18 protein-coding genes and 1 pseudogene are annotated in these 16,757 nt (G+C 69.0%); 10 read left to right on the top strand and 9 right to left on the bottom strand.

Features of this window, described 5'->3' with window-relative positions; translation table 11 throughout:
- Window positions 1-84: 84 nt before the first annotated feature.
- A pseudogene (locus ACFFQA_RS19680) lies at window positions 85-342 on the bottom strand (TIGR00366 family protein); the annotation flags it as partial.
- On the opposite strand from ACFFQA_RS19680, the gene ACFFQA_RS19685 reads away from it, so the two are divergent.
- The gene (locus ACFFQA_RS19685; protein WP_377854020.1) at window positions 341-850 is read left to right on the top strand and encodes an HNH endonuclease; all 510 of its coding nucleotides are present in this window, start codon (window positions 341-343) and stop codon (window positions 848-850) included. The pseudogene ACFFQA_RS19680 and the gene ACFFQA_RS19685 sit on opposite strands and share 2 nt — an antisense overlap.
- Window positions 851-930: 80 nt before the next feature.
- Entirely contained in the window at window positions 931-1,497 is a 567-nt protein-coding gene (locus ACFFQA_RS19690) for a hypothetical protein (protein WP_377854023.1), read from the top strand.
- A 645-nt stretch (window positions 1,498-2,142) separates the two neighbouring features.
- Here ACFFQA_RS19690 and ACFFQA_RS19695 read toward each other — a convergent pair.
- Window positions 2,143-2,406 (bottom strand): hypothetical protein, encoded by a 264-nt coding sequence (locus ACFFQA_RS19695; RefSeq protein ID WP_377854026.1) that lies wholly within the window; start codon window positions 2,404-2,406, stop codon window positions 2,143-2,145.
- Between the two features lie 67 nt (window positions 2,407-2,473).
- Here ACFFQA_RS19695 and ACFFQA_RS19700 point away from each other — a divergent pair, with 67 nt between their 5' ends.
- Complete coding sequence (locus tag ACFFQA_RS19700) at window positions 2,474-3,163, top strand: hypothetical protein (RefSeq protein WP_377854029.1); 690 nt, start codon at window positions 2,474-2,476, stop codon at window positions 3,161-3,163.
- Complete coding sequence (locus tag ACFFQA_RS19705) at window positions 3,160-3,495, top strand: hypothetical protein (RefSeq protein ID WP_377854032.1); 336 nt, start codon at window positions 3,160-3,162, stop codon at window positions 3,493-3,495. The genes ACFFQA_RS19700 and ACFFQA_RS19705 overlap by 4 nt, the downstream gene beginning before the upstream one ends.
- A 256-nt stretch (window positions 3,496-3,751) precedes the next feature.
- On the opposite strand, the gene ACFFQA_RS19710 is transcribed toward ACFFQA_RS19705, so the two are convergent.
- Window positions 3,752-4,345 (bottom strand): hypothetical protein, encoded by a 594-nt coding sequence (locus tag ACFFQA_RS19710; protein ID WP_377854034.1) that lies wholly within the window; start codon window positions 4,343-4,345, stop codon window positions 3,752-3,754.
- Between the two features lie 177 nt (window positions 4,346-4,522).
- Between ACFFQA_RS19710 and ACFFQA_RS19715 the strand changes: the two genes are divergently transcribed.
- On the top strand, window positions 4,523-5,404 hold the full coding sequence (locus ACFFQA_RS19715; protein ID WP_377854037.1) for an HhH-GPD family protein: 882 nt from the start codon (window positions 4,523-4,525) through the stop codon (window positions 5,402-5,404).
- Window positions 5,405-5,490: 86 nt separating this feature from the next.
- Window positions 5,491-5,997, top strand: coding sequence for a 2'-5' RNA ligase family protein (locus ACFFQA_RS19720; RefSeq protein WP_377854040.1), 507 nt, complete (start codon window positions 5,491-5,493; stop codon window positions 5,995-5,997).
- Here the strand turns inward: ACFFQA_RS19720 and ACFFQA_RS19725 are convergent.
- A complete protein-coding gene (locus tag ACFFQA_RS19725) occupies window positions 5,994-6,746 on the bottom strand; it encodes an alpha/beta fold hydrolase (RefSeq protein ID WP_377855895.1) in 753 nt (250 codons plus the stop codon). The genes ACFFQA_RS19720 and ACFFQA_RS19725 overlap by 4 nt on opposite strands.
- A gap of 55 nt (window positions 6,747-6,801) precedes the next feature.
- On the opposite strand from ACFFQA_RS19725, the gene ACFFQA_RS19730 reads away from it, so the two are divergent.
- The 3 genes from ACFFQA_RS19730 (at window position 6,802) to ACFFQA_RS19740 (ending at window position 8,760) form a co-directional block, all read left to right on the top strand.
- Window positions 6,802-7,116 carry an antibiotic biosynthesis monooxygenase family protein gene (locus ACFFQA_RS19730; protein ID WP_377854043.1) on the top strand — a complete coding sequence of 105 codons (315 nt, stop codon included), beginning with the start codon at window positions 6,802-6,804 and terminating at the stop codon, window positions 7,114-7,116.
- Window positions 7,103-7,942, top strand: coding sequence for an SIR2 family NAD-dependent protein deacylase (locus tag ACFFQA_RS19735; protein WP_377854045.1), 840 nt, complete (start codon window positions 7,103-7,105; stop codon window positions 7,940-7,942). The genes ACFFQA_RS19730 and ACFFQA_RS19735 overlap by 14 nt, the downstream gene beginning before the upstream one ends.
- Before the next feature lie 443 nt (window positions 7,943-8,385).
- Entirely contained in the window at window positions 8,386-8,760 is a 375-nt protein-coding gene (locus ACFFQA_RS19740; RefSeq protein WP_377854048.1) for a hypothetical protein, read from the top strand.
- A gap of 4 nt (window positions 8,761-8,764) precedes the next feature.
- On the opposite strand, the gene ACFFQA_RS19745 is transcribed toward ACFFQA_RS19740, so the two are convergent.
- Window positions 8,765-9,790: an endonuclease/exonuclease/phosphatase family protein gene (locus ACFFQA_RS19745; RefSeq protein WP_377854051.1), complete on the bottom strand. Its 1,026-nt coding sequence runs from the start codon at window positions 9,788-9,790 to the stop codon at window positions 8,765-8,767.
- Window positions 9,791-9,879: 89 nt separating this feature from the next.
- Window positions 9,880-12,408, bottom strand: coding sequence for an ATP-dependent Clp protease ATP-binding subunit (locus tag ACFFQA_RS19750; RefSeq protein WP_377854054.1), 2,529 nt, complete (start codon window positions 12,406-12,408; stop codon window positions 9,880-9,882).
- Window positions 12,409-12,760: 352 nt separating this feature from the next.
- Here ACFFQA_RS19750 and ACFFQA_RS19755 point away from each other — a divergent pair, with 352 nt between their 5' ends.
- Complete coding sequence (locus tag ACFFQA_RS19755; protein WP_377854057.1) at window positions 12,761-13,618, top strand: (2Fe-2S)-binding protein; 858 nt, start codon at window positions 12,761-12,763, stop codon at window positions 13,616-13,618.
- A gap of 12 nt (window positions 13,619-13,630) precedes the next feature.
- On the opposite strand, the gene ACFFQA_RS19760 is transcribed toward ACFFQA_RS19755, so the two are convergent.
- From ACFFQA_RS19760 to ACFFQA_RS19770, 3 genes are read right to left on the bottom strand one after another with little or no spacing between them, the layout of a single operon-like run.
- Window positions 13,631-14,494, bottom strand: a complete 864-nt coding sequence (locus ACFFQA_RS19760) for an ABC transporter ATP-binding protein (protein WP_377854059.1) — start codon at window positions 14,492-14,494, stop codon at window positions 13,631-13,633.
- A gap of 31 nt (window positions 14,495-14,525) precedes the next feature.
- Window positions 14,526-15,614 carry a FecCD family ABC transporter permease gene (locus ACFFQA_RS19765; protein ID WP_377854062.1) on the bottom strand — a complete coding sequence of 363 codons (1,089 nt, stop codon included), beginning with the start codon at window positions 15,612-15,614 and terminating at the stop codon, window positions 14,526-14,528.
- Window positions 15,611-16,702 (bottom strand): FecCD family ABC transporter permease, encoded by a 1,092-nt coding sequence (locus ACFFQA_RS19770; RefSeq protein ID WP_377854065.1) that lies wholly within the window; start codon window positions 16,700-16,702, stop codon window positions 15,611-15,613. Before ACFFQA_RS19770 ends, ACFFQA_RS19765 begins: the two co-directional genes overlap by 4 nt.
- Between the last annotated feature and the right edge of the window lie 55 nt (window positions 16,703-16,757).

The raw sequence follows: 16,757 nt of genomic DNA on the forward strand, positions 1-16,757 counted from the left end.
CCCCAGCCGCGCCAGCCAGTGCGCACGCCTCGGTGTGGCAACGGGACTGCTCGACGAGGTGCGCCAGGGAACGAGGAGCGTCACCAGCACGAGCACGGTGGGAAAGGTGTAGCCCATGATGTCGCGCGCCTTGAGCACGAGCACGGCCAGCGTCGGCAGCGTCCAGAAGGGCTGCAACAGATTCGCGCTCGCCTCGCCGAGGTCGTAGGCCACGACCATCCACCCCTGGTGCACGCCGAGCACGCACGAGTAGATCGCGATCAGGGCCGGGCAGAAGAACGTGTTCGGCACGCTCTCCTGCCAGCCCGCGATCGTCGACGACAGCCCGGTGTAGGCGATCATGCCGAAGAGGCCGCCGTACAAGGGGATCTGGAGCAGGACACCCGCGGCCGCCGGGGCGCACGGCGGCGACGAGCCTGCGCGGGCGCCAGTGCGGGATCAGCGCAACCAGGATGAGGATCAAGTTGACGCTGTTGAGGTCCAGCGCGTTGAGCGGATTCCCTTGTGCGTTGGCGAAGTACCGCTGTGCGCCCGTTGCGGCGGACGGCGGCGGGAGTCCGGGACGGAGAGCGCGCACCGTGCGGTGAACGGCGTCAGCCGCGCCCGGCGCTGCTCGGGCGGCCACATATATAAGGCCGACCGCGTCCGCGTTGATCACGTTGCGACCCTGGTCGACGGGGGCCGTGACGAGCCCGCGAACGTGCAGACACTGTGCAGTGAGTGCCACTTGGACAAGGCGAACGCGGAGCATGCGCTACGCGGGGCGGGTCGGAAGTTCGGGCGGCCTGACCGCCGGAACGACCCGGCCTTCTTTGCGCTCGCCCTGGGCGTGAAACATTTTTTCATATGACCTACCCGCGTGACCAGCTATTTTGTTTCGCGACCAGTGCGCGAACAGGCTGATTAAGCTCTTGCGAACGGCCTTGAACGGTGCTGAACTTGCTGCGAAACAGCCATGACGACGCCGTGGCACGTTACGATCACCGAGTGCATGTCACCGACATTGTGGATGCGTGGTTTGCTTGGTTCTCGGGGCAGAAGCTTGACGAGATGACGATTTTGTTCGGCTGGCCGTTGCTCTACTGGGGACGCCTGGGAAAGTGCCTGGCCTTCCTAGGGGGCGCAACCATTCTGCTGGACGTTATCGGCCCGGAGAAGTTGGGGGAATGGGGCAATCGCTGGAGATACCGCCTAGAACAGCGAGAATGGCGCACCAAATTCATGCTGCCCGTGCTGGCCCTTGCACTGTTTGGAATCCTGACTGTACTGACCATCGTATGGCGGGACGACATCGAGGCGCAATTCCCCATGGTTGCCGACTATTTGATCACGTTCGCCCTTGGGGCTACGATCTTGTTGACGTTGCACTCCATGCGGTTGGCATTTATATGGCTCCTTTACCCTATGATGGCACAAAAAAAGCCCGCGCAGTTCATTCGCTGGCTGGGGATTGCCTTGCTGGCAGTTGGATTCCATTTTGACCTGCTCGCTTCGTAGTGTCTTCGACCTGCACGGCGACATGCTCTCCGACTGGACCGGGGTGAGCCCTCGGTCACTTCTGGGAGCGGATCGCCTCGATCCACTCTGCGAAGGAGCGGGCAAGGTCCTGAATGATGTCACCTGCCCTTCGGACCGCGGGCACATTACCGGCGCGGATGGCGTTTCCCATGTCCAAGATCGCTTCGTGCATCGCGCGGATGACCCCGCCTGTGGTCGCGTTGGCGCTCGCGTTCAAGGCGCTGGGCGAGCGGGTGACGGACATCCTGAACGCGGCGACGTGAGTCATGGGAGCAGGAGCCGCGTAACACCACGTCGATACCTGGGTACTGTCACCCGCCTGCGAGCCACTGAAGCCCCACCACCCATCCCAGGGTGGCGGAGCTTTTTTCGTATACGCACCAAGGCGTTTGTGGTGTGCACACCAAGGGACAGCCGCATTGAGCAAACGGGCGGGGCTTGAGCGTTTGCCTAGGCGGTGCACTCCAAGCCCGGGTAACTGCGGCTCACAGCCACGACGATGAAGCCCAGGAACGGTATTCAGCAGGGGGCTACTGTGCATCATGTCGTTACTCCGATCGGGCGAGCTGGCGGTTGGTTCGCGGTCGTGATCGGAGCCGTGCTCGTCGTGCCCGCGTGCGGTGCTCAGGGGCTCGCTCCGGCTCCGAACATCACCACGGAGACCGCTCCCTCCGACGCCGGAAAGACGTTCAGCGACAGATTCACGGCCGACTCGGCGTCCGCGCCGTGGAAGGGGAGCGTGACCTCCGCGCGTCTGGACGGTCGCGGCGTTCTCGTGGTCACCAGCCTGGTGAAGACCGACAAGGCCACGGCGGTGAAGGTCTGTGACGCCGCGTTCACAGCGGCGAAACCGACCGTGCCGGACTTGATGTCGGTCACGGTCCGCACGACGGCAGACAACTCGATTGTCGGGACGAACACCATGCGCGGCAACAGGTCCTGTCGGGGCTGACGCGTGTCTCAGGGGGAAGTTGGGGACCGCGTCCGCACGACGGCCGACACGGTGAAGGCGGCTCGCGCGGTCGTGCTCGCGGCGCAGGAGCTGGCGGCCGACGCACGCGATGGCCTGGCGCTCGCGCTGGACGGGAGCGAGCCGGAGATCCACGCGGGTGTGGTCGGTGTGCTGACCACCGCCGTGTCCGCGATCGGGGACGCGGCCGACTACGCCGGAGCGCTCAGCGCCGCTCTGATCGCGTTCGCTGATCGAATGGGGACGGGGCGGGGAGCCGGGACGGGATCTGTCGTGGCTCCGGCGGCCTCAGCGCCCGCGCGGCCGGACCCGGCGAAGGCTCCGCCGACGCTGGGACGCTGGAAGGGCAAGACCGCGAAGGAGCATGTGCTCAACGGTGGGGAGGACATCGGCCGGAAACCGCGCGGCAGCAAGTCAATGCCCATCCGACTCGTGGACTCTGTGGAGGAGCTGGACGAGATATTCGCGACGCTGCGTGTGGGTGCTGAGCGGGAGGACATCCCGCACTACAAGGGTCGTATGTACCGATTTCCGGACGGCACCAGGATCGCGTACCGCACGAGCAGCCGTAGCGGCGGAGATAATGACCCAACGATGGATCTTGCGGTCCCCGGTAAGCAGAAGACGACCCTGAAGGTGCATGTGAGCCACGAGGAACAGGACGGCACGTCGTGAACTACGAGGACCTGAAGAAATACGTGGCTGCGTCCTTCGCGTACGACTGGATGACCCTGCTCGACATCGTCGCGTACTTCCATGAGAACGCCGACGAAGACGCGGACCCGACCGACTTGCTGTTGCAGGGCGCAGCCGCCGCCGCACAGCTCGTTCGCGACGGTGCGATGATTCCCGGCGACATCGACGACGGGTTCAAGCCCTGGCCGACCAGCCCGGAGGAGTCCGCCGCGCGAATCGAAGCCGAGACGGCCGAACTAGCGACGCGTACCTATGAACTGAACGTCGGCGAGATCGCGTGGTTCACCGCGCCGGAGGACTTCCCCCGCTAGTGCCACCAACGCCAACGGGCGCACGCTGAGCTGGTCAGCGTGCGCCCGTTTTGCGTTGACTGGCGGTCAGTACGCCTCTAGGGGCGCGTGCGCGTGGTGGGGAGCTGGACGTACTTCGCTCGCCACTGGGCGTAGACCGTCTCCAGGGCCGCGATCAAGCGCGCGATCTCCTCGGGCGCACCACTGACGTGATCCACGGCCTGGACTCGGCCGGGCTCACGGAGTCGATAACCCGCTTCGTGTGCTGAGGGGCTTGTCAGCACTCTTTGTACGGGGACGAAGAAGCGGTCGCGCTGTCACCCGACATGGTCAGCTTGACGCGGTACTCGGCCCGGCCGTGACAACCGAAGTTGAAGATCACGGCCCCGTCCTTGCCGGGTGACTGGCTCTTGGACTCCACCTGGTGCCAGCCGTCCGTCTTCTTCTCCAGCTTTGCCGTGACCTTGCAACCGCCCTTGACCGTCGCACCGACACGCAGCCCCCGGCCGGTCTCACCCGGCGACTTGGAGGTGTGGGTGAAGGTGCAGCTCGCGCGGGCGGACTCGGTGGTCTTGGCAAGGGCGACCGGGGCGCTCCCCAGCGTGACGGCCAGCGCGGCAAGCGCGATTGCGGACACATTTCGTCGCATGTCGAAACCTTCGGGAAATAGGCGGTACGAGGACGGTTCTCGGGTGACTCGGCCGAAGCGGGTGTTGAACAGCAGTTCACTGAACTCGGCATCAAGTCTGGCGTTGCCGCAGGCCCGTGTCTGCGGGGCCAGCACCTCAATGCGCAGGGGTGCTAGCCGGTGCACGAGTCCCTCGACAGCCGTGAAGCCAGTTTCAAGCCGGACGTGGTGGTCGATAGTCATGTCGCTTTCCATTGGGCACCAATCCGGGGGAAGCGGCCCGTCGGACACTTCCAACGACGCACCCGCAGTGCCTTCCAACTCCTACCGATGCTCTGAGCTGCGATTGCGCTCGCCTAGGAGGGCACTGGAAAGGTCAGCGCCGCGCCGGGGAAGGGACCTGGCAGGATCGACGGCGCGATGAGCGTGAGACTGGATCCAGAGGTGATGGTCGGCTGGTTCGACCAGGTGGCCCGCGACCTGCCGTGGCGACGGCCCGACTGCGGTGCCTGGGGGGTGTTGGTCAGCGAGATCATGCTCCAGCAGACCCCGGTCAACCGGGTGCAGCCGATCTGGCTGGAGTGGATGGAGCGCTGGCCGACGCCCTCGGCGCTGGCCGCGGCGAGCCAGGGCGACGTGGTCCGTGCCTGGGGCAAGCTCGGTTACCCGCGCCGGGCGCTGCGGCTGCACGCGGCGGCGACGGCGATCACGACCGACCACAACGACATCGTTCCGTCCGATGTGGACACTCTGTTGTCGTTGCCGGGCATCGGTGAGTACACCGCGCGCGCCGTGGCGGCCTTCGCCTACGGGCAGCGCTGCCCCGTGGTGGACACCAACGTCCGCCGCGTGGTCGCCCGTGCGGTGCACGGCGCGGGCGACGCGGGACCGCCGTCGACCAAGCGCGACCTCGCCGACGTGGAAGTCTTGCTGCCCAAGGAAGACAGCTTCGCGGCGCGCTACTCGGCCGCGCTGATGGAGCTGGGCGCGATCGTGTGCGTAGCCCGCACTCCGCGCTGCGCGGACTGTCCGGTCTTCGACACCTGCGCGTGGCAGCACGCGGGACGCCCGGCCTACGCCGGCCCGGCCAAGGCGGTGCAGAAGTTCGCGGGCACCGACCGCCAGGTCCGCGGGCGCCTCCTGGACGTGCTCCGCGACGCCCCCGGCCCCGTCACCCGCGCCCAACTGGACGCCGCCTGGTCCGACCCTGGCCAACGCGACCGCTGCCTGGACTCCCTCCTGGTCGACGGCCTGATCGAACAAACCCCCAACGGCCTCTTCTCCCTCCCCGGCGACCACTGAGCCCCCTCCCCCGCCATTCGCGGGCTTATGGACGTGTTCAGAGCTCCGGAGAGGTCCATAAGCCCGCGAATGGCACGATCGGGGGCGTGGGTGATGTGGTGCGGGTGTTCTTCGACGGTGAGGCGGAGGTCGCGGTCAAGGGGTTGTGGCGGAGGCTGAGCGCGGCGGGGGTTCCGACGCCGAGCGACCAGCGGCCGCATCTGACCCTGGCGGCGGCGAGCGCGATCCCGCAGCGGACGAGGGGCGAGCTGCGGGACGAGCTGGGCATGCTCGCGATGCCGTCGCTGTGGCTTCGGACGCTCGGCACGTTCACGTCGACGGAGAGCGTGCTGATGCTCGGCGCGGTCGTGGACGGCGAGCTGCTCGCGGTGCACTCCACCGTGCACGACGTGTTGGCGGGCAAGGTGAAGAACCCGTCGGCGTACTACCTGCCGGGGTCGTGGCTGCCGCACTGCGTGCTCGCCCAGGGCTGCTCCGACGCCGAGGTCGTCACCGGGTTCACCGCGTTGCACCCGGTTGAGCCGATCCGGGCCGACGTCGCCGAGATCGCGATCGTGAACACGCGCACGGGTGAGGCAGAGGTGCTGCTCTAGCGGCCGAGCACCTCGGAGAGAAACGCTTCCACCGCGCCTCGGTACACGTCCGGGCGGTCGCGGTGCACGACGTGGCCCGCCCCCTCCACCAGTACGTACCTGGCGTCCGGCGCGCGGTCGGCGAGCTCGCGGATCTGGCCGGGTGGCATGGCGGTGTGCTCGGCCTCGATCGCCAGCAGCGGGCAGCGCACGCCGGCGACGGAGGACCAGTACGAGCGCCTCCCCCACTCCGCCGCGATCACGTAGAGGTCTTCGAGGTCGGCGAGCAGGTGGTAGCCGTCGGCGCGCTCCGTGACGCACTCGGTGAAGTAGTCGCCGACCGGTCCACCGCCGAAGAACGAACGCACGTGGTCGAGGGCCTGGAACGGCACCGGCCACGAGTCGAAGTAGTCCCGCCAGACGTCCACCGTCTTGCCGCGCTGGTCGGGTGCCATGTCCTCGACCACGACCGCGCTCACCAGCTCCGGGTGGTGCGCGGCGAGCACCCACGCGTGCAGTCCGCCCATCGAGTGCCCGATCACCACGGCGGGGCCGAGCTCGGTGAGCAGCTCCGCGGCGTCGGCGACGAAGTCCTCGGTGCTGACCGTGGTGAAACCCCGGTGCGGGCTGTGGCCGTGGCCGCGCTGGTCCAGGCCGTAGACCCGGCCGTAGCGCTGGAGCCACCGCGCGACGGGCCACCACGTCCGAGCCCGCCCCATCAGCCCGTGCAGCAACAGGATCGGCTGGCCGGAGCCACCGAAGTCGACCACATCGCGGCGTTGCACACATCGAGATCTACCACGCGGGACGGATACGCTGGGAACCATGGCCGTTGTGAAGATCAACGCGATCGAGGTTCCCGAGGGCGCGGGCCCCGAGCTGGAGAAGCGCTTCGCCGCGCGGCTGGGCGCGGTGGACAACTCCCCCGGCTTCCTGGGCTTCGAGCTGCTCCGCCCGGTCGCGGGCGAGAACCGCTACTTCGTGGTCACGCACTGGGAGACCGACGAGGACTTCCGGAACTGGATGGGCGGCTCCGCGAAGGAGGCGCACGCGGGCGAGCGGGCGAAGCCGGTCGCGTCCGGCTCCAGCCTGCTGGAGTTCGAGGTCGTGCTGGGCTCCAAGCCCGATGCCGGGAACTGACGAGGCACTGCGGCGGGCCGCTGCCCTGCTCGACGAGGCCGAGGCGCTGCTGGTCTGCGCCGGAGCGGGCATGGGCGTGGACAGCGGCCTGCCGGACTTCCGCGGCGGCGAGGGGTTCTGGCGCGCCTACCCGCCGTACGAGCGGCTCGGCCTGCGCTTCGAGGAGCTCGCCGACCCGGTGCACTTCTCGGCCGATCCCGAGTTGGCGTGGGGCTTCTACGGCCACCGCATGCACCTCTACCGCGACACCGTTCCGCACCAGGGCTTCGAGATCCTGCGCCGCTGGGGTTCGGAGCTCCCAGGCGGGGTCCGGGTGTTCACGTCCAATGTGGACGGTCAGTTCCAGCGCGCGGGCTTCGCCGAGGACCTCATCGCCGAGTGCCACGGCTCGATCCACCACCTCCAGTGCGTGTTCCCCTGTTCCCGGCGCATCCGCCCCGCCGACGACCTCGACGTGCCGGTCGATCCGGGAACGATGCGCGCGAGCGCCCCGCTGCCGGAGTGCCCGGACTGCGGCGACCTGGCACGGCCGAACATCCTGATGTTCGGCGACGGCCACTGGGTGCCCGATCGCGGCCAGGCGCAGCTCGACGCGCTCAACGCGTGGCGCAGGGGCCTGCACGGCAAGCGCCTCGTGGTCGTCGAGATCGGTGCCGGACAAGCCATCCCCACCGTGCGCAGGTACGCCGAACTGGCCAGCGCGGCTTCACAATCGCTCATCAGGATCAATTCGCGCGAAGCCGAAGTTCGACATGGCCGAGGCGTGTCGATTCCGGCGAACGCGCTGACCACGCTCACGCGGTTGGATGCAATACGTTCTGCGTAATGTGCAGGTTCAGACAGGGATAACGGTCACTAACCGTGGGAGTTCGTGGGCGGTAAGTAGCCGACCCGCCCCCTCCACCACGGCCGAGTGACGGATGGACCCACAGAATCGCTGATCGCAGGGAATTCGACCCAGACCGAAACCAGGGACACCAGGGGCATCAAAACCGCAGTTCAGGGCCGGGACAAAGATCGCAAGTCGAGTGCTGCAAACGCCAAACTCCAGTGAAGATATATTGACGTTATCTCCCGCCTGTGAGCCATCGGGCAGTCGAACCGACACTCCGGATCATCCCGAAGCACCACCCCTCACCAGCCACAGCGCAATGCAAGGTAAGTTTCAAACCACTGATACCGTCCTGCGGTTAACTTCTCACGAATCTCCGGATAGCGTCGTTACCAGTTGGTGATCCGGAGCGGATCACGAGATCGAGGAGAAGTGTGATGCGCAAGCAGGCAACGGTCCTGGGCCTGGCGGCCCTCGTCGCGGGTGCGACCCTCCTGGCGCCGGGTACCGCCCTCGCGTCGAGCTCGAACTGCCAGACGCACAGCAACGGCAAGGTCTGCGCGCACAAGACCGGCAACCAGATCGAGGTCACCTACACCAAGACCAGCGGCGGCGAGGTCTGGGTCAAGCTCGGCTACCGCCAGGGCAGCTCCTACAAGTGGGACAGCACCTACCGGCCGGCGCGCTCGGGCCAGAGCCAGACCGTGAAGCTGTCCTTCAGCCACGTCGCCAACACCTGCGTCCAGGGCGCGGTGCTGCCCGAGGGCTCCGAGGTGGCCAACGCGCTGAAGTCCAAGAGCTTCTGCCCCTGATCGATCAGCCGCGTGCCAGCCTGACCTCGGCCAGCACCGCGTGGTGGTCCGTCCCAGGGACCGCCGCCGTGCTGAAGGACTCCACGAGGAAGTTCTTGTCGTCCACCAGGACGTGGTCGAGCGCGACGAGGGCGGGCACGTAACGCACGTTGGTGGGCCAGGTCGGGGTCAGCCCGGCCCCGACCTGTTCCGCCGCGTCGAGATAGCCCTGGTTGAGCAGCCCCCGGAACGACGAGTGGTCGAGCGAGGCGTTGAAGTCCCCGGCCAGGATCCTCGGGGTCCGCCTGGCGTCGGGCACCGGCAGCCCGGCCAGGTCGCGCAGCCACGGCTCGGTTCCCCTGGGCCCCACCGGGTACCACGGGTGTACCGAGACGATCTCCACGTCCGGCTCGTTCGGCAGGTCGACGAGCGCGGCGGGATGCTCCGCCGTGGTCGGCTTGGTGATCACCTTCTCCCGCAACGGGAACCGGGACGCCAGCCCACCCCCGACCGCACCCGGCTGGGCCTTGAAGACCCTGTGCGGCAACACTTCCGCCAACCCGGCCGCGTCGAGCGCGCGTTCCGCGCCCGGGGTCAGCTCCTGGATGCTGAGCAGGTCGACCGCGCGCTCCCGGACCAGGCGCACCACTGCCGCCGCGTCGCCCCGGTCCATCGAGATGTTGACGCTGAGCACTCGCAGGACCTGACCGGTGCCGTTGGGGCGCGCCGCCGCCATGGTGCGCGGTGCGACCACGGTGACGAGCAGAACCGTCAGCAGCAACGAGACCAGCCCGACGATCCACCTGCGCGTGAAGAGCAGGATCGCGGTGAGCACAGCCCCCAACGGCAGCGCGTAGGGCGTCAGCGCCACCGCCGCGACCGAGATGCCGTGCCCACCGTCCAGGCCGAGCAGCCGGAGCAGGCTCACCGCGAAGTAGGGCACCACGAACAGCCACAGCAGGAGGCCGACCGCCACGCCACCGCGGGTGCGCCGCATCGGCTCCGCCGGGCGTTCGACGGCGTGAGCGGGGTAGGTCGTCTCCGGGCGCACGTCTCCAGAGTGCCCGAAACGCCGATGGGGCGGGTGCGTTCTCCGCACCCGCCCCATCGGTTGTCGCTGTTGTTGCTCGGTCCGGCGCCTTACTCGGCGTCGCCGTCGGCGACGACGTCGACCGGCGGCGCGTCCGGCACCGTCACACCGCGGGACTCACCGCGGAAGACGAACCGGGCGCGGTCGTCCGAGCCCTCGCCGTCCCACTCCTCGACGTCGCCGAGGATGATCTGGCCGGGGGCCAGCTCGCCGAACAGGATCTTCTCCGACAGCTGGTCCTCGATCTCGCGCTGGATGGTCCTGCGCAGCGGCCGGGCACCGAGCACCGGGTCGAACCCGCGCTTGGCCAGCAGCTTCTTGGCCAGCGGGGTGAGCTCCAGCGCCATGTCCTTGTTGCGCAGCTGGACCTCGACCCGGTTGATCATCAGATCCACCATCTGGATGATCTCGTCCTGGGTGAGCTGGTGGAAGACGATGATGTCGTCGATCCGGTTCAGGAACTCCGGGCGGAAGTGCTTCTTCAGCTCGTCGTGGACCTTCTGCTTCATCCGCTCGTAGTTCGAGCCGTCCGTGTTGCTGCTGGCGAAGCCGAGGCCGACGGCCTTGGAGATGTCCTGCGTGCCCAGGTTCGAGGTGAAGATGATCACGGTGTTCTTGAAGTCCACCGTGCGGCCCTGACCGTCGGTCAGGCGGCCGTCCTCCAGCACCTGGAGCAGCGTGTTGTACACCTCCTGGTGCGCCTTCTCGATCTCGTCGAAGAGCACGACGGAGAACGGCTTGCGGCGCACCTTCTCGGTGAGCTGGCCGCCCTCCTCGTACCCGACGTAGCCGGGAGGGGCACCGAAGAGCCGCGACGCGGTGTACCGGTCGTGGAACTCGCCCATGTCGATCTGGATGAGCGCGTCGTCGTCGCCGAACAGGAAGTTCGCCAGCGCCTTGGACAGCTCGGTCTTACCGACACCGGACGGGCCGGCGAAGATGAACGAGCCGGACGGGCGCTTCGGGTCCTTCAGACCGGCGCGGGTGCGGCGGATCGCCTGGGAGACCGCCTTGACGGCCTCCTTCTGACCGATGATCCGCTTGTGCAGCTCGTCCTCCATGCGGAGCAGACGCGAGGTCTCCTCCTCGGTGAGCTTGAAGACGGGGATGCCGGTCCAGTTGGCCAGCACCTCGGCGATCTGCTCGTCGTCGACCTCCGCGACGACGTCCAGGTCACCGGCCTTCCACTGCTTCTCCCGCTCCGACTTCTGGCCGAGCAGCTGCTTCTCGGAGTCGCGGAGCTTAGCGGCCCGCTCGAAGTCCTGCGCGTCGATCGCGGACTCCTTCTCCCGGCGCACGTCGGCGATCTTCTCGTCGAACTCGCGCAGGTCCGGCGGAGCCGTCATCCTGCGGATGCGCATCCGGGCGCCGGCCTCGTCGATCAGGTCGATCGCCTTGTCCGGCAGGTAGCGGTCGTTGATGTAGCGGTCCGCGAGGGTGGCGGCGGCCACCAGCGCGGAGTCGGTGATCGAGACGCGGTGGTGCGCCTCGTACCGGTCCCGCAGCCCCTTGAGGATCTCGATCGTGTGCTCCAGCGAGGGCTCGCCCACCTGGATCGGCTGGAAACGGCGCTCCAGCGCGGGGTCCTTCTCGACGTACTTGCGGTACTCGTCGAGGGTGGTCGCACCGATCGTCTGCAGCTCGCCGCGAGCCAGCATCGGCTTGAGGATGCTCGCCGCGTCGATCGCGCCCTCGGCGGCGCCGGCGCCGACCAGGGTGTGGATCTCGTCGATGAACAGGATGATGTCGCCGCGGGTCTTGATCTCCTTGAGCACCTTCTTCAGGCGCTCCTCGAAGTCACCGCGGTAGCGCGAGCCGGCCACGAGGGAGCCGAGGTCAAGCGTGTAGAGCTGCTTGTCCTTCAGCGTCTCGGGCACCTCGCCCTTCACGATGCGCTGGGCGAGGCCCTCGACGACGGCGGTCTTGCCGACGCCGGGCTCACCGATCAGCACGGGGTTGTTCTTGGTGCGGCGGGACAGCACCTGCATGACCCGCTCGATCTCCTTCTCGCGCCCGATGACCGGGTCGAGCTTGCCCTCGCGGGCGGAGGAGGTCAGGTTCCTGCCGAACTGGTCGAGGACCAGCGAGGAGGACGGAGTGCCCTCGCCGCGGCCACCGCCGGACTCGGCCGGCTCCTTGCCCTGGTAGCCCGACAGCAGCTGAAGGACCTGCTGGCGGACGCGATTGAGGTCAGCACCAAGCTTGACCAGCACCTGCGCCGCGACGCCCTCGCCCTCACGGATCAGCCCGAGCAGGATGTGCTCGGTGCCGATGTAGTTGTGGCCGAGCTGCAGCGCCTCACGCAGCGACAGTTCGAGCACCTTCTTCGCCCGAGGCGTGAAGGGGATGTGCCCACTGGGGGCCTGTTGTCCCTGGCCGATGATCTCCTCGACCTGCTGGCGTACCCCTTCGAGCGCGATACCCAGCGACTCCAACGCCTTGGCGGCGACACCCTCACCCTCGTGGATCAAGCCCAAGAGGATGTGCTCGGTGCCGATGTAGTTGTGGTTCAGCATCCTGGCCTCTTCCTGAGCCAGGACGACCACCCGCCTTGCGCGGTCGGTGAATCTTTCGAACATTCGCACTCCCTGCCGCACTTTGGGACCGGCACCGTATGACCACTGTAGTCGCCTGGCCAGTCGCGCTCGGTTCCCGGCATGACTCCGGTGAACCGGCCGTCCCCTCCCGACACCACGCTCAACGTGCTCGGACGCGGCAGGATTCCGCCAACCCGGTGGTGTCCGCTCAGCGCGAACAACGAACCGTCGACCCGCGTGTTGGCTGGACCACCCTTGCGGAGCAACGCGGCGTGACGATATGTAAGGTTAGGCAAGCCTGACCGGGTTGCCGAATCGATATACCGGCGACACACGCCGAGCACGCAGGAGCCGCCATGCCGCGCACCGCCACCTCCGCCGCCGGGGCGCGCGGGTGACCGTGACCGCGGGCCTGGGCCCGATCGACACCGTGGACGACGGGCGCGGCCCGCTCGCCAGGACCCTGGACCGGGTCGGCGCGGTGCCCGCGATCGAGGTCAGGCACGGCCTTCCTGACACCGGCGAGCAGTGGATCGGCTGCGCGGAGGTCCTCGGCGACCCTGCGGTGTTCGACCGCTGGCGCAAGCGGCTCGCCGACTGGCTGAGCGAGCGGCACAAGGGCCAGATCCCGGAGCGCACCACCTCCGGCTACATCATGTCCTGGTACCTCCAGGTCCCCGGCTTCCTCGCGGGCCTGCTGTTCCACACCGCCCGCAGGGTCCCGTCGCTGCGCCCGCGCGACATCGCCTTCCGGCTCTCCGGCGACCGGCCGCACCCGGACGGCATCGCCCTGCTCAGCGACGAGTTCGCCTGCCTGCCCGACGACCCGGAGTCGCACCGGCCCGAAGCCACCACGGTCGCCGACGACCGCGCGCTGGCGGCGCTGCTGCGCGCCCGCTACACCGCGCACGCGGCGAAGTTCGTGACCGCCTTCGGTCCCGGCACCCGCTTCGGCAGGCGCACGCTGTGGGCCGCGGCGACGGACGCGTTGGACAGCGCGGGCTGGCTGGCCGGCCGCAGCTGCGGCGACGAGGGCGCGGGCGTCGCGGACTCCGCGCTGCTGCTGCCCACCGCCGAGGAGCCGCTGACCTCCGCGTCGACCCTGCGCGCGATCACGGGCGAGAACGCAACGGTGTGGACCCGCCGCCGCGAGAGCTGCTGCTTCCACTTCGCGTTGCCGGACCAGCCCGCCTGCACGACCTGCCCCCGCCTCACCGAGGACGAGCGAGCGGTCCGCGCACTCAGCCGCTGACAGCCTCAGCGCTTACCGCTGCATGGTGTCGTCGGTGAGGGCGGCGGAGTCGACCCGAACCCGGTGCCTGCTGCCGATCGGGACGACCAGCGGAGTGCCCGCGACCGGGTCCTCCACCACACGGGCCTCCAGGTCGAAGACGTCGCTGAGCAGCTGTTCGGTCAGCACGTCCTTGGGGTCGCCCTGCGCGACGATCTTGCCGGCCCGCATCGCGATCAGCCGGTCGGAGTACCTGGCAGCCAGGTTCAGGTCGTGCAGCACCATGATCACCGTGCGGCCCGCCTGGTCGTGCAGCTGCTGCACCAGGTCGAGCACGTCGACCTGGTGGGCCAGGTCGAGGTAGGTGGTGGGCTCGTCCAGCAGCAGCAGGTCGGTGCCCTGGGCCAGCGCCATCGAGATCCACGCGCGCTGCCGCTGGCCACCGGAGAGCTGGTCGAGGGTGCGCTCGGAGAACTCCAGCATCCCGGTCATCCGCAGCGCCTCGGACACCGCGCCCTCGTCGTCGGAGGACCACTGCCGGTACCAGGCCTGGTGCGGGTGCCTGCCGCGGGCGACCAGGTCGCCGACGGTCAGCCCGTCCGGGGCCACCGGGGTCTGCGGCAGCACACCGACGATCTTGGCGACCTCGCGCGTCGGGGTCTTGTCGATGCGCTTGCCGTCCAGCAGGACGTGGCCCTCCTGCGGCGCGAGCAGGCGACCGAGCGCGCGCAGCAGCGTGGACTTGCCGCAGCCGTTGGGGCCGATCACCGCGGTGATCGTGCCGTTGATGACGTCCAGGTCCAGGTCCTCGACGACGCGGTTCTCGCCGTAGCCGAGGCTGAGCCCCTCGGCACGGAGCCGCACCGGGCCGGGGGCCGTCTCCATAGAAGCTGTCATCGCGGTGCCTCCGCCGAGCGAGTCGAGTGGGTCATGTCCGGACCTCCCGGTAGCGGCGGACCAGGAGGTACATCAGGTACGGCGCGCCGAGCACCGCGGTCACGATGCCCACCGGCAGCTCGATCGAGCCGAAGGCCGTGCGGGCGATGACGTCGGCGAGCACCGTGAGGGCGGCGCCGAGCACCGCGGAGCCCACCAGCGGTGGCTGGGGGGTGCCTGCCATGCGCATGGCGATCTGCGGGGTGGCCAGCGCCACGAACTCCACCGGCCCCGCCGAAGCGGTCGCGGTGGCGGCCAGCGCGACCGCGATCAGGATCAGCGCGGCGCGGGCCCGGTTGACCCGGATGCCCAGCCCGCGCGCGGTGTCGTCGCCGAACTGCAGGCCGCCGAGCGGGCGGGCGGTGAACAGCGCGAGCGGCACCAGCACCAGCAGGGCCAGCGCCACCGGCATGACGTGCTCCCAGCCCCGGCCGTTGAGGCTGCCGGTGATCCACACCATCGCCCGGCCCGCGTCGGCCACCTCGGACAGGGTCAGCAGGTAGAACTTGACCGCCACCAGCACCGCGGTGATCCCCAGGCCGACCAGCACCAGCCGGTAGCCGTCGATGCCGCGCTGCCAGGCGATGACGAACACCAGGACCGCGGCGACCAGGCCACCGCCGAGCGCCGCCGCGGGCAGCCCGAACTCGGCGATGTCGCCGCTGATCCCGCCCGCGCTGCCGCCGAGCATGATCACCGCGACCGCGCCGACGCCGGCGCCCGCGGTCACCCCGAGGATGTCCGGGCTGGCCAGCGGGTTGCGGGCGATGGACTGGGTGATCGCGCCCGCGAGCGCAAGGGCACCGCCGACCAGCGCTCCGGTGAGCGCTCGCGGCAGCCGCAGCTCCAGCACGATGTAGGCGTGCGTGTCGTCGCCGCCACCGAGGAGCACCGCGAGCACGTCGCCGACGCTGATCGGGAAGTCGCCTCGGCCGAGGTTGACCGCCATGGCCAGCAGCAGCAGGCCGATGCCGACCACCGGCACCATCACCGGCCGCAGCCGGACCATCCACGAGGCGGGACCGACGCGCAGCGCCGGACGGCCCGGGATGGAGGTCTCCCGCTGGAGCAGAGGCCTCACAGCCGCACCATCCTCTTGCGCCGGACCAGGAACAGGAAGAACGGGGCGCCGACCAGCGCGAGCATGATGCCGACCTGCAGCTCTCCCGGTCGCGCGACGACCCGGCCGAGCACGTCGGAGGCCAGCAGCAGCACCGCGCCGAGCAGCCCGGAGTACGGCAGCAGCCAGCGGTAGTCCGGGCCGGTGACCGCCCGCGCCATGTGCGGCACGATCAGACCGACGAAGCCGATCGGACCGCAGGCGGACACCGCGGCGCCGGTGAGCAGCGTGACCGCCGCGATGCCGACGACCCTGGTCCGCACGACGCTCTGCCCGAGCGAGCGGGCGACGTCCTCGCCGAGGGACAGCGCGTTCAGCCCCGGCGAGTTGACCAGCGCCAGCACCAGGCCCGCCGCCAGGAACGGCAGCACCTGCACGACGATCTCGGGGTCCCTGCCGGAGAGCGAGCCGGAGCGCCAGAACCGGAACGCCTCCAGGCTCTGCGCGTCCAGCAGCACCAGCGCCGAGGTCAGCGCGTAGAGCAGCGCGCTCAGCGCCGCCCCCGCCAGCGCGAGGGTGACCGGCGTGGGACCGCCCTTGCCGACAGAGCCGAGCGCGAACACCGCGACCGTGGCGACCAGGGCTCCCGCGAAGCCGAACCAGACCAGCGTGTAGAGGTCGTCGGTGCCGGTCAGGAAGATCGAGAGCACGATGGCGAAGGCCGCGCCCTGGTTGACGCCGAGCAGGCCGGGATCGGCGATCGGGTTGCGGGTGTGGCCCTGCATGAGCGCGCCCGCGACCCCGAGCGCGATGCCGACGACCAGGCCGAGCATGGTCCTGGGCACCCGCAGCGAACCGACCACGATGTCGTCCTCGGTCCCGGTCGGGCTGACCAGGGCGTGCCAGACGTCGGCGAGCGCGATGGGCTTGGAGCCGATGGCGATGCTGGCCAGCACGGTCACGACCAGTGCGGCGAGGAGCAGGAGCAGGCCGGTGAGCCTGCGACGGCGGCGGCGAACGGTGGCGTCGGGATCCCCGGGGGAGCCGACACCCGACCGGAGGAAGCGCCGTGACCGCTGTGGCGTCGCCACGGTCACACTGCGTTCCAAGGAACATCTCCTTCCCTCTGGTCCGTTCGCCCGTCAAGGTTAGGCCGACCTAGCG

Source organism: Allokutzneria oryzae, from assembly GCF_042429765.1.
In the GTDB taxonomy this organism is placed as follows: domain Bacteria; phylum Actinomycetota; class Actinomycetes; order Mycobacteriales; family Pseudonocardiaceae; genus Allokutzneria; species Allokutzneria oryzae.

Coding starts and splice junctions, on each gene's coding strand:
- ACFFQA_RS19685 (WP_377854020.1), top strand. CDS start 341: ATGCCGAAGAGGCCGCCGTACAAGGGGATCTGGAGCAGGACACCCGCG.
- ACFFQA_RS19710 (WP_377854034.1), bottom strand. CDS start 4,345: ATGACTATCGACCACCACGTCCGGCTTGAAACTGGCTTCACGGCTGTC.
- ACFFQA_RS19715 (WP_377854037.1), top strand. CDS start 4,523: ATGAGCGTGAGACTGGATCCAGAGGTGATGGTCGGCTGGTTCGACCAG.
- ACFFQA_RS19730 (WP_377854043.1), top strand. CDS start 6,802: ATGGCCGTTGTGAAGATCAACGCGATCGAGGTTCCCGAGGGCGCGGGC.
- ACFFQA_RS19735 (WP_377854045.1), top strand. CDS start 7,103: ATGCCGGGAACTGACGAGGCACTGCGGCGGGCCGCTGCCCTGCTCGAC.
- ACFFQA_RS19740 (WP_377854048.1), top strand. CDS start 8,386: ATGCGCAAGCAGGCAACGGTCCTGGGCCTGGCGGCCCTCGTCGCGGGT.
- ACFFQA_RS19750 (WP_377854054.1), bottom strand. CDS start 12,408: ATGTTCGAAAGATTCACCGACCGCGCAAGGCGGGTGGTCGTCCTGGCT.
- ACFFQA_RS19760 (WP_377854059.1), bottom strand. CDS start 14,494: ATGACAGCTTCTATGGAGACGGCCCCCGGCCCGGTGCGGCTCCGTGCC.